This window comes from Providencia sp. Marseille-Q8014, from assembly GCF_965112055.1.
This window is the reverse complement of the sequence record NZ_CBCOPT010000001.1, coordinates 535,530-548,321: the sequence shown is the minus strand read 5'-3', so window position 1 is coordinate 548,321 and position 12,792 is coordinate 535,530. Positions and strand designations below refer to the sequence as shown.

The 12,792-nt window shown below is 38.1% G+C and carries 9 protein-coding genes; 1 reads left to right on the top strand and 8 read right to left on the bottom strand.

From position 1 onward, the window contains the following. Nucleotides 1-19: 19 nt before the first annotated feature. The 7 genes from ACWPW6_RS02325 to ACWPW6_RS02295 form a co-directional block, all read right to left on the bottom strand. Nucleotides 20-2,566, bottom strand: coding sequence for a fimbria/pilus outer membrane usher protein (locus tag ACWPW6_RS02325; RefSeq protein ID WP_249999753.1), 2,547 nt, complete (start codon nucleotides 2,564-2,566; stop codon nucleotides 20-22). 59 nt (nucleotides 2,567-2,625) lie between these two features. Further along, nucleotides 2,626-3,216, bottom strand: coding sequence for a fimbrial protein (locus ACWPW6_RS02320; RefSeq protein ID WP_249999751.1), 591 nt, complete (start codon nucleotides 3,214-3,216; stop codon nucleotides 2,626-2,628). 59 nt (nucleotides 3,217-3,275) lie between these two features. Beyond that, on the bottom strand, nucleotides 3,276-3,827 hold the full coding sequence (locus ACWPW6_RS02315) for a fimbrial protein (RefSeq protein ID WP_154623373.1): 552 nt from the start codon (nucleotides 3,825-3,827) through the stop codon (nucleotides 3,276-3,278). A 206-nt stretch (nucleotides 3,828-4,033) separates the two neighbouring features. Next, nucleotides 4,034-4,303, bottom strand: coding sequence for a helix-turn-helix domain-containing protein (locus ACWPW6_RS02310; protein ID WP_154623372.1), 270 nt, complete (start codon nucleotides 4,301-4,303; stop codon nucleotides 4,034-4,036). A 905-nt stretch (nucleotides 4,304-5,208) separates the two neighbouring features. Continuing rightward, nucleotides 5,209-6,855, bottom strand: coding sequence for a Na+/H+ antiporter (locus ACWPW6_RS02305; RefSeq protein WP_154622049.1), 1,647 nt, complete (start codon nucleotides 6,853-6,855; stop codon nucleotides 5,209-5,211). A gap of 681 nt (nucleotides 6,856-7,536) precedes the next feature. Next, nucleotides 7,537-8,844 (bottom strand): MFS transporter family glucose-6-phosphate receptor UhpC, encoded by a 1,308-nt coding sequence (uhpC, locus tag ACWPW6_RS02300; RefSeq protein ID WP_249999749.1) that lies wholly within the window; start codon nucleotides 8,842-8,844, stop codon nucleotides 7,537-7,539. A 43-nt stretch (nucleotides 8,845-8,887) separates the two neighbouring features. Beyond that, entirely contained in the window at nucleotides 8,888-9,679 is a 792-nt protein-coding gene (locus ACWPW6_RS02295) for an inositol monophosphatase family protein (protein WP_163860604.1), read from the bottom strand. Nucleotides 9,680-10,907: 1,228 nt separating this feature from the next. Here ACWPW6_RS02295 and ACWPW6_RS02290 point away from each other — a divergent pair. Beyond that, nucleotides 10,908-11,903, top strand: coding sequence for an Ig-like domain-containing protein (locus ACWPW6_RS02290; protein WP_249999748.1), 996 nt, complete (start codon nucleotides 10,908-10,910; stop codon nucleotides 11,901-11,903). A gap of 286 nt (nucleotides 11,904-12,189) precedes the next feature. Here the strand turns inward: ACWPW6_RS02290 and soxR are convergent, their stop codons facing one another. Then, the gene (gene soxR, locus ACWPW6_RS02285; RefSeq protein WP_154622217.1) at nucleotides 12,190-12,687 is read right to left on the bottom strand and encodes a redox-sensitive transcriptional activator SoxR; all 498 of its coding nucleotides are present in this window, start codon (nucleotides 12,685-12,687) and stop codon (nucleotides 12,190-12,192) included. Nucleotides 12,688-12,792 lie beyond the last annotated feature (105 nt).

Genomic DNA, 12,792 nt, shown 5'->3' with positions numbered 1-12,792 from the left:
ATGACCCCATTAACCTAATTTAATGACCTTTTGAATACGCGGTTGGTAAAGAAGCGGCGCTCTGAATACACGGCAGCAGCAACATGTTGGACGATTGCGTGAAGTTGTCTGGTAACCTTAGCTCACACTGTTTGTGGTTATTCCAGTAAGCAAACAGTGTTTCTTGTGCAGAAACACCGACTAGCCAAGTGACTCCGTCTTCCCCAACAATTCCTAATTCTTGGTTATCCGCATTACGCACACTGGCACCAAAGGGGAGGCTTTGGCCATTTTCTAAAGATAAAATGGCAAATAATTTCTCTCCCTTCATCACGGGTAAATGACGATAACCAATGGCCCCTTTAGTCAGCGTAATATCTGTCGTCGATACCATCGTTTCTAAATTATCAGGTAGCTTACTGGTATTAATTGATGCGGTAGATTTACGGTAGCTATTCACATTTGGGATAACTGCCAGACCAAAGCCATTCGTTTTTATCACGCCATTATCTAATGGCACGTCACTGGCTCCCGCCGTGTCGATCATTAATCGAGTATCACCGTGAGCAGACCGATGTAATGCAGCGCCTTTCGCCGTTACTGTCACGCCACTATTGATTGAGCCACCAATACTGCGATATTGATGAGGTACATAGCTCGCGTTTGCAGAAATATTGGCTTGTGACAGGTCTCGTGAATAGAAACCGCTCAGGCTGGTTTGATTATCAATATTCTGACCATGGTTATACCCCATATTTAAACTGTAATTATCAGTGGCGTTATAACCGCTATAACCAATGTTATGGTTATATTGATGGTGACCAGATGCTCGAGAATAAAGTTCAGAGAAAGTTACACTATGGCCTGTATAAAGTGGCACTGAAAAATACACGTTGATAGCATCATCTGCGACGCCATTATCACGTTCAGTACGAGTCGCCGATAATGATAAATTAGTATCATATTGAGATAGCGTTGGCAGACTCATATTCGTGCTCGCATACAAACCATATTGTGTTTGTGAATCATTTTGCCAATAAGTACTATATTGATAATTCAAAGAGATATTAAAGTTCTCAAAATACTTATTCAGATAAACTTGATAATTTTCTTTTTGAGCGCGAGGCGTTACGCCAATGCGCTCTTCATCCATAAACTGTGTTAACGTTCGGTATTCTTTATCAGCAAAACGATACCCCGCAAACGTGATATCCGTGCGTAAATCATCAAATGATTTCGCGTAGTTAAACCGATAAGAGCGCCCCTGTAATCTTTCGTCTGGAAGATCTGAAAACGATTGGGTAATATCAGCTGAAATCGCACCGATAGCAAAAAGATCACGCCCTAAACCAAGCGCTAATGTTTGATAATAACCGTTTGCCTGTGTTCCACCATACACTGACCAAGTATTGGACACCCCATAAGAGAACTCACCGCCAATAATAGGCTGACCAGTCAGGTGACGGCCGTCATAACGTGTTTTTCCGCCAACTAATTTATAAATCAACCTGCCCGGACGGGTTAAATAAGGTAACGAGGCAGTACTGATACTAAATTTTTTCTCCTCGCCATTTTCTTCGCGTACAGTGACATCTAATACCCCTCGTATTCCGCTATCCAATGTTTGAATACGAAACGGACCGGGTGGTACGGCCGTTTCGGCAATTACCCGCTCTTGACTACGAATAATCACCGTTGCATTAGTATTGGCGACGCCAATAATTTCTGGTGCATAGCCAACAAGCTTTGGCGGTAACATTCGGTCATCGCTTTCTAGCGAAATACCACTGTATTGCCATGCGTCAAAGATATCCGAATAGAAGTCATTTTCCCCCAACGTCAAAATAGCGGCGGATTCTTTTAATGAGGTAAAAGCATATAAGCGGCTAAAATCAAATTGATGGGTTTCCTGTGGATAGTGTGAGCCACGCTGGTTTTGATAATTAGCATGATAGTCTCCGCGTAATCGCCAAGCACCAATATTGATCCCCGTCGTGCCATTTGCTGATAAATAAACTCTTCGGGTTCCCCCTTTTTCCTTAGTCGCTGACATATTAGCGTTGAAATCAATAAAACCGCCATTGATGCCCTCTTCCCATAATGCCGGTGGTGTCCAATACAGATCCCGATATTCCATCCACATTTGAGGGATCGTGATATGCAGTGACAATGTTGATAATTCAACTTTTGTTTGTATCCCTGATAGAGATGAAAAATCGAGGCACTGGCCATTATCTGAGAGTGTGACCTTTTTTTCTGCCGAACTTTTCAAACCAATCAATTCCAACATATCAGCAGGAATACAAATCCTTTGTGACGGTACCTCAGCCTGTGTGTTTTCGTCATACACCGTAATGTCTCGGGGTGCCCCCAAGCGCAAACCATTAACGAATACTGTCAATACATAGTCACCAGGCGGTACATACCCTGCGACAGAAAATTGGCTTATATCAATATGTTGGATATCTTGGGCATCCAGTACATCGGTATTGAATTCGGAAGCGCCAGCTGTCCATGCCATAAAGCCAAACGTAAATAAAACGACCTGCCTTACTTTGCAATGTTTGAACATCATGCTCTGTTCCATCCCAAATACTGCAAAAGAGTTCCCTCGACGTAGATCTTATGAGGCTCCTCATTTTGTTCTTATTGATAATCGATGAAAAAACGAATCAAACCTTGATAGTTACCTGCCTGAATCGGTTGCCCTGTCAGTTCTAGCCGTAAAAAATAACGTAGAAAAAGGGTTTGCCCAGATTTGTTTTGTCGTAGCACATGATGAGATAAGGGATAATTTTGCCCAGGAATGAGGACCTGTGATTGTTCATTCAATACTGAGACCCCCAAGCCTTGAGAGGGGCCACGCAATACAAAAGCCTCAATATGCTGTGCCTTTTGACCATCAAAGCGAATTGACCATGTTTTACTATCAATAGAGGAATACACACTGCCACAATCACGTAACTCAATAATAAATGGCTGGTTATAACGTTCCCGACGACTCATCGTAGAAAGCATCGTCAACGTTAAAGGAGAAAAATTAATCGTTTGGTGGCGATTTGGCATGACAATGGAACAAGGAGTTGCCACCACGTTGCCAATCATTCTTGTCATCCCATTAAAAGCGCGTTCATCAGCATCCACAGACGCGTATGCAACAGCGATTTCAAGCGTGAATAACATGATTAAGCACATTACTTGGCAATGAAAACGAATAAGCTGTTTGTATGCGCTCACTGTATCCCTCCACATATCAATAATGCCGCCAGCAATTTACTGGCGGGCAGTCATCCTGCTTATTGGTAAGTAATACGGAAATTGGACGTTGCGCTAAATTGCCCTTCGGCAACCTCTTTAGTGGTATCAACAGCTTTAGCCAGCGCTTTGAATTTTAAAGTATTATTTCCTTTTTTATTCACTATCCTCGATAAGATATCTTTAGCTTTACCAAATTCGAACCCATCAATCCCCACTCCGACATTGTTTGTGTTCCCCGCTGACGTCGCCAGTAAAGTATTAGCCGCATCGGCATAACTTTGCCCCGTAAAAACAAGTTCCATCGCTTTAACGGCTATTGGTTTACCACCCGCATCTTTATCAAAATCAGTAAAATCACATCCCGTGAACTCAATATTAAAGTCAACCTCAGCGACTCTACCGTTCTCTAAAGCACGGCGAGATAGTTGTCCAAAATCAATAGTTTGCTTTAATGAGGATTGTGCAATATTACAGGGAGTACTGACGACGGTACCGATAAAATCTAATGTTCCTGTGTTATCTGCAAGGGTGTTGAAAGAGGCCATAGAGGTAGCAATAACAACCACCTGCGTGAATTTAATTAATCTCATGTGTTTTTCCTTTCAATATAAAATTTAAATTGAAGCAACCCCATCATTAAAAATTCTTTAATGACGTAAATTTAATATTTCATTGAAATTTCAATCGCTAAATAAAAAAATCATCCTTGATCAAACCGTCTTTCTCCTCCTTCATACGCAATATTGGAGCGTCGCGTATAAATAATATTATTTACTGATAATTTCATTATTAGATATTATCGATATAGCTTTATTTCTGCTATTTCCGCTGAGTAGTTAGCCATTACGTTGAAAAAAAAGTCAGACCAATCCATATCGAGTGCTTTCAATAACACATCTAATGTTTCAATACTGATACTCGTTTCACCTCGTTCATAGCGGGATATTTGTTGCTGACTGACGTGCAGCATCTTTCCAACTTGAAGCCCAGTTAACGATTTACGTCTTCTTGCTGATCTTAAAAAATCACCAATATCTTGCCGTAGTAGAATCCTATTTTTAATCATATTAAAAACCAACGAAAATATAGTTAACATTTAAAAAATAAGCCAATCTTTAATTTAAAAACCTCACCATCATGAATAAAATAAAATTCATAAATTGGTTCGAAACATAATAAATAAAAAACATAATTTTAATGAAATATAGAGTTATCATTAGAGACTGTAAATACGTTTATATCGATCGAATCATTAATAATTCATAGGTAAATGCTATCAAAGGCAATTAAATCGATCGTTATATACGATTGCAAATTTGATTTAACCCTTTAAAACCAACAAGATAAACAAAACACATTCGAATTAAATAATATAAAAGACAATTAATTATTCAATATCAAAATGAAAAAAAATATAAAATTAATCATTAATGCTATTTGTAACAAAACAATTTAACTCGACATTAAAAAAACAGCATAAAACCATCAACAAATAAAAAAACAACATTAATATCAATAAAAATCATTACATCAAACATAAAAACCACAATTACCCAAAAAATGAGTTAAAAGGAAAGTCATGCAACATTAAAACAATTGAAAAATATAAAAGTAAACACCAAGAACAAAAAATAATTAAAATAATACCAACTTGTTATTATCTGATTCACATTATTATCTCCCTTGTGATTAAAATAACCCATTGAGCAATATGATCATATAATCTCTTTGCTATTAATTGGTTTAGTTAATTATTATCTCATTACTTATTCTATTATCACTTTTTTATTTTACACATGATTGCTTAGCACGATAGTTTAATCAATGACTAAAAAGGTTCCTGCGATGACAACGAGATGCTGGAGATAAACAAGGTTTTTCCATAGCATATCAAGCTATTGAGCTGGGAGGTGGCCTTTATGCTTAAAAGATAAAAAAAGGGCCAGAACATATAGTCTGGCCACGCTTTCATTAATGCTTTTTGTTTTTATGATGATTTAGCGTCTCTTCTTTGAGGTCTAATTCATCACGTAAGCGATGGTATACACGTTCGTTGATATTTTTACCTTTACGCATGAGATATAGCGCATCGCGCTTCGCTTGTAAGGCAGAACGAGACATTTCACGTTCCATATCAATCATTTTATGTAAATCATAAACATCGGATTCGGTTTCATCGGTGTTATCTAAACGTCTGCCATAGATTTCCAATAATTGGGCCCCGACTTCTGTACGCATTGCGATTTCATCCATATCCTCTGAAGGATGATTCATTAGCTCGCGTAAATGAGCCATTGCGGCTTCATTCAATGCCATACGTGCACGAATTTCATCATTATCATACGGTAAATCTTGGACTAACCCTTTGGTCAGAATAGGTAATGCGACACTGGCAATCAGCAAAGAGCAGAGAATCACCCCCATCGCTAAAAAGATTGCAACATCACGATTTGGAAACAAGGAGTTGTCTGGCATCAATAATGGGAGAGTTAAGATACCCGCTAAAGTAATGGCGCCTCGTACCCCCGCTGTCGCCATGACTGCCATCATGCGTATATGTAATACATCAGCCTCTTTACCACGACGGCGATTATGGAATACCGTTAATGTCATGGATATCCATACCCAACCGAAACGTAAAATAGCCAATGCCACTGTAATAACAATCACGTATACAAATAGCATCCATGGATGGCTAGCACCAGCCGCTTCGGCTACCTCTGGCATGTTATTCCACATACTTGGTAATTGCTCACCTAACAGGATGAAAATCATACCATTCAGGGCTGTTTGTACGGTATCCCATACTGCCTTACTCTGCATACGCGTTGCGGCTTGCATGCGTCCTGCAATTTTTTCATAGTGCATTGCGATACCCGCAACCACCGCGGCTAAAATACCAGAGACATGCAGATGTTCAGCCAATAGGTATGCACTGAATGGCATTAATAGGCTGATCATAATTTGGATAGCAGGCTCTTCCCCCGTACGCTTGACTAAAAATTGGTTTAACCAACCGATGACCCAAGCCACTAACAAACCAATTAAAATACCGCCGAAAGCAACGAGTACAAATTGTCCAGCCGCCGATGCTAATGAGAAGGTGCCGGTTAGCGCTGCGGTGACAGCAAAACTAAAGCAAACCAAACCTGTTGCATCATTGAGCAGTGATTCACCTTCAAGAATATGCGCCATACGCGAAGGTAAAGGTGAGTTAACTGTCATTGCAGAGACCGATACCGGATCAGTCGGGGATAAAATGGCCGCCAACGCGAAAGCAACAGCGAGTGAGATAGCAGGAATCAACCAGTGAATAAAGAACCCCATTCCAATCACCGTGACCACAACAAGGCCAATTGCCAGCGACATGATAGGTTTTATTTCTTGGAATAACGCTTCTTTAGGGATACGCCATCCATCTAAAAACAGTAATGGAGGAATAAACAGGAATAGAAATAGATGCGGTTCAAATTCAACCGTAAAACCAAAAACGGATAGCCCAGCACCGAGCGCTATCTGAATAATAGGTAAAGGAATAATATCCTTAAGTAACCGTGAGATAAAAACACTCACAATCACGGCGAGTAAAAATACCAAAACAAGGGTCACAACTGACATGGATTTGCTCCAATTTTAAACTAAATAGACGTTATCAGTAGGAAAGTAAATAGATAAATTGAATCGATGTAAAGTATCTATTTAGTCAGAAAATAAAAAAACAGAATTATCATAAAACTTATAACATAATCATTCTGTTACAAAATATTACCGTTATCATCAAATAGTGATGAATAAAAATCTATCTTAATGATAATTAAATATTTATTATAATTAGCACAGATAAATTACATTCCCCTCTTTAATTTTGCTTTTCTGGCGTTTTTTTCTCTTCAACATCAAGGTACCCAGTTGTTTCTGTTGTCATGCCCTTTCTGTTTGCCTGAAGGCTCGAAAACAGATGAGTCAGTATATTGTTGGTTGCTTAAATCTGCTGTTCTCCTTTCCTATCACGCTAACACTGTTGCCTATCTTCAATGGCCACTAACAGACTCAGACGAACGATTAAATGTGCCAGTGATACGTATGACACTATTCACTCCCGCTATCACTGGCATCAATATTTAACATTCGAACTTATGGCAAAGACCGCTTTCTTGGTGATGAATCTCAATGCATGAGCAATGTAATTGAAACAATGCATAGGTGAGTGCATATATCGGCGTTAAATAGATGATAGGGATACAGAAAAAGAGCGTTAGTGTCGTTACCACTAACGCTCTTTATACGTTTAAGAACGTGTTATTTCTTTTTTATTAATAAAGGTAATAACAATACTGCTGATAAAAGTGTGGCGATTATCATTGTCATAAAGAAACCATTCCACCCTGCGGTTTCAATGATCTTAGCCAGTGGGTATCCCGACAAAGCCGCGCCTAAATAACCAAATAAACCAACAAACCCAGTTGCAGCACCAGCTGAATCTTTATGAGAAGCTTCTGCGGCCGCCATACCAATCAACATTTGTGGCCCAAAAATAAAGAAACCAACAAAAAAGAAGCAGACTGAGATTAATAAATACCCCATTTCAGGGAATAGCCATAAAAAAGCAGCCACAACACCAATACCTATCATAAAGATAATATTCATCGGTGTTCTATTCCCTTTAAAGAAAAAGTCAGATCCCCAACCAGCGACTAATGTGCCAATAAATCCCCCAATTTCTAGGAATGACAGGGCAGAGTTAGCTTTAATTAAATCATAACCATATTCTTCGACTAAATATAAATTAGTCCAGTCATTCAATCCAATACGTACGATATAAACAAGAATATAGGATATGGCTAATAACCAAACATATTTATTGGTAAATATATATTGAACTAAAATGGGCCAAAGTTTTAATTTTCGGCTAGAGGCTTCTTGTTGTAATTCAAGTTCATCATTACGCCAATGTCCTACGGTTGGTAGCCCCATTGTTGAAGGTTTATCTCGCAAACGTAAACAGACAAATAACCCAACAACAATTGCAATGATACCGGGTATATACATACCGTAACGCCAACCATAATGTACTGCTAGCCCCCCAGCTAATAGAGGAATAATAGCACCACCAACATTATGGGAGGTATTACAAATAGACCACCATAGCCCTCGCTCATTACGAGAATACCATGAGGTTAAGGACTTAGAGCATGGTGGCCATCCCCAGCCTTGGAAAAAAGCATTTAACACCCAAAAGAAAGTAAATAACCATAAACTTGAGCTCATCCCAAAAAAAATGTTGATAAACCCAGTAATGATTAATCCCACTCCCATGAAAAAGCGGGGATTAGAGGCATCACTCATAATACCGGAAGCAAAACGAGAGATGCCATATACTAAATAAAATGCCGTCGTTAATATACCAACATCAGAAATACTAATTCCCAGATCTTTAATCATTTCAGGCATCACATAATTAAAGCTCTTACGGGTGAAATAATACGTTGCGTACCCAGCATATAACGCAATCATAATATGAATTCGCCAATAACGATAAAGTTTATCTATTTCTTTTTTATCTGTTATAGTGGGTTGGTCGGGTAACGTTTTTATCCATCGGAACATAACATTCTCCTCAATAACCATTATTTTTATTTTTTGTCGTTATTTATAAAAACTGCTGTAATATTTCCAATGCTTGTCGATGGAGCTCTGCTGTTCCCGCCGCAACGACGGTTTTTCCTGAATGCATCGTTAACGGTTTTCCATCCCAATCTGTAATTTTTCCTCCAGCGCCCTCGATAACGGGGACTAACGCACAGTAATCAACCTCCCGCATGCCACCACTATCAATACTTAAATCAATACGCCCTGTTGCAAGACAAGCATAGGAGTAACAAGCTGCCCCATAAACTCGCCATTTCGTTTTAGGTATAATGTGTTCGTAACCTGCGCGATGTTCAGGTAAGACAGGTTCGGTATTACTGGAAGACATGAGCGCTAACTCTAACTGAGTGCAATTACGGGTTTGAATAGGCAAGCCATTTAATGTTGATGGGTGTCCTTTTACGCCAACCCAACGTTCTGAGACGGCAGGGTGTTCGATAATACCTAAAACAGGTACTCCATGGTGACAAAGCGAAATGAGTGTGCCGTAAATCGGAATCCCTGCAATAAATTGCCGAGTACCGTCAATAGGGTCAATAACCCAAGTAAACTCTGATTCTCCTAATTGAAAGCCATATTCTTCACCCAAAATGTTATGTTCGGGATGGAATGTTTGGATAATTTGTCTAATTTCTCGTTCTACATACTGGTCAATTTCAGTAACAGGACTTTCATCATCTTTAGTATCAAAATAGATGTGCTCATAAAGTTTATTTTTACGATGTTCCGTTAAAATATAACGAGCCCTGTCTGCGGCAACATGTGCTGCTTGTAAAAAAATACGATAATCCATGGTGACCTCTCTTGTTCTGCTTGCCTGTTTTTAACGATCATCTTCGCGACCTAAAAAACTTAACCATTTGTTTTTTTATTTGAATAGTTGACATATGAATTGAGTTTTCACTCTACCCATATCGAAATTTGACTCTTGAGACACAATAACCAACTTGATGGTTTTGTAAATTTATTGTTTCAATAATGTTTCAATTTATAGACTGAGGGATTTTGTCTCGATGATCTTGATAAGTTTCCACGGAAATAGTGCGTAATTCGGCATAACGGCTGTCAAGCCAAGGAATAATACGTAGAGTGACCAGAGATTGACTGAGGCTTAGCACTGATAAAATACAGACCTAAGTTCGACGAATAAAAACCAATGAGAGAAATGAATTCGTCAGAGTGTGTGCTTTGAACAGAGCTTATACTGAAAGGTCGCTGTTTGATAATAGTCAGAATATAGCATGCTTTATTTATTGAGCTGTTTTAGATAATTCATATTATCTAAAGTCGCATTTTCTTTAATCTATAGTTTTTAATAAATAATGTTATTGAATGATTCTAAACAGATAACCGTGTTCGCTATTATCAATACTATTTCAACATTCAAATAAAAATAGAAATCAATTAACCCTTCTCATTCTGAAATTCGTCGACTGAATATATTGCACATTCCTCCCGTGATGAACATTATTAAATGGATTAATTCCCTTAATCGCATCCCATTAAGATCGAAAAAATCATCTTCTATAAGAAATAAAAGACCAAATTAAAATTAATATATTATTTATCTATTTTATTTGTAAATTAAAAAAAACAGATGATACTTATAATCACTCACTAAATTTCCACTGAGTCAGATGATTATCAATATGAGAAAAAACACATAATGAAATAAAGATACTTACAATAACAACAGCACAGTAATGAATACACCAGACATACTGGATCATAATCTAAATTTAGACTCATCATTTATCAAAAGTTAACTTGATGACTGGATAACCAACTGAATATTAAGCATTAGTTCTTAATAAAATAATAGCTGACATTTTAATACATTATATTAAACCATATTTAAAATTTGATAATCCAAATAATAATTTCATAAGGATATGTTTGCTTCATGTTTATAGATGCTTCCGAATTTTTGATTATTTTATTTTAATGATTAAAGAAAGTCGTTCTTTTTTACCCGTAAGTTTATTTTAATTTTAACAAAAACCTCGATAAGGTGACCTATTATGAATGAAAAATCAAATTCTAACGTTATATTTTTAATCACTAGCTCTAATACCGCATCAGCGGATGGTGTCAGTTATAATGAGATTATATGTATCTTCTCTTTTGGTGATATGCCAATTAATGGCGCTCAAGTGAGTTTTCATACCAGTCATCAAAATGCCAAGTTTTCAAATGACCAACGTAGTATAACGGCACACACAGATTCAGAAGGAAAATGTCGTGTTTTATTAACGAGTACAGAAGAGTCTGTATTAGTATTTGCCCTAGTTAATTATAATAATCAAAATTACTCAACGTCGACAACGAGTGTATTTTCTGATCATAATAATACTGATAATGAATTGTTCTCTTACGTTCTGAAAAATAATGCCCAAGCTGACGGAAAAGATACTAACTATATCGTCTATAAGTTACTTGTTAATGGTCAGCCAAAAGAAAATGAATATATTACATTTGATAAATTACCAGCAACCAGTTCAGCTAACATTGCGCCTGCTTTCGGCGTAACGGATTCTTATGGACAATTGCTCATTACTATTACGGATACCAAAGCAGAAAGTGTGTTTATTACCGCTCATGCGGTTACAGAAAATATCTATGCAGAACCGCAATTTATTAGCTTTATTCCAGAAGTGCCTGCCAGTACGATTGAAGGTGATATTACCATTACAGGTCCTAGAAGTCTTCTCGGTCACTTTGGCCTTTTAGGTGAAGATTTTGTTTTTGAGCCTGGTCGCTATTACTCTTTTCATCTGAGTAATAGAGCCGATATCAGGGTAGCTAGCTGCCCTAATGGAACTTTATTTAATGGGCTGAATAATAGATGTGCCTTACTTAACGATGACCCCGTGCTATTAGATGATTTTAATATTGAAGGTAGACCTTTCTATTGCTCGAGAGGGGGTTCAATAATGAAAGAATATTTCTACTCTACTACTAACATAAGAGAAACCCACCACTTTATCTTTAAAGATTTAGGCACTTCTCTTTCGTAAAAAATCACTGTCACCTCGCTGAATATCAGTGAGGTGACAGTGCATTTGGCAACACCGCTTGATAAACATGGTCAGCAGCTTAATCATACAGCGCATACAGTAATTATTGCTGGCTAACTCAGAGTAAAACCGCCTTATATTATAGATTGTTGTCGAGTCATACTCTGTTCCAGCAGGCTCAATGTTCGATTATTCATTGTATTCAAATGAGATTAGCTTATCACCAACCAGTATTTACCAGCCAAGTGAAAGGTTCATCACTTAACCAGTTAATAATCACAATCGTTTACGGTCGTTCTAGAATTCGAGCACCTGGTCCTTTACGCCCTAACACATCATCAGGGTTGCGCAGTGGACATTCACTCAGCGATAAACAGCCGCAACCAATGCAGTGGTCTAGTTCATTACGTAAACGCGTGAGCTGTCGGATCCTCCTATCTAACGACGTTTTCCATTCAGTTGACATCTCCTTCCACTGCTCTGAAGTGAGTTTGCTATTCGCTGGAAATTTTCCCAATGCGTCTTGAATCTCTTTTAATGGAATACCAGTGCTCTGAGCCACTTTAATAATTGCGATATAGCGTAATACCACAGAAGGAAAGCGTCGCTGATTGCCTTGTGTTCTCGTACTTTGAATTAACCCTTTTGACTCATAAAAGTGGACAGTCGATACAGGTACACCAGAACGTTTTGCCACCTCTCCAACCGTTAATGCCCTTGTAAAATCGATCTTATGTTCACCCTTAGCACGCCTTTTTGTCGTTTTCGTGTCTTTCTCCGTCATTTTTACCCCCCTTCTCTTGACCTCAACTTAACTTAAGGTTTTATAGTGCCAGCCACTGAATTTGTCAATTCAGATTATTCCATTCTATTTTCTGCATGAGGTGGT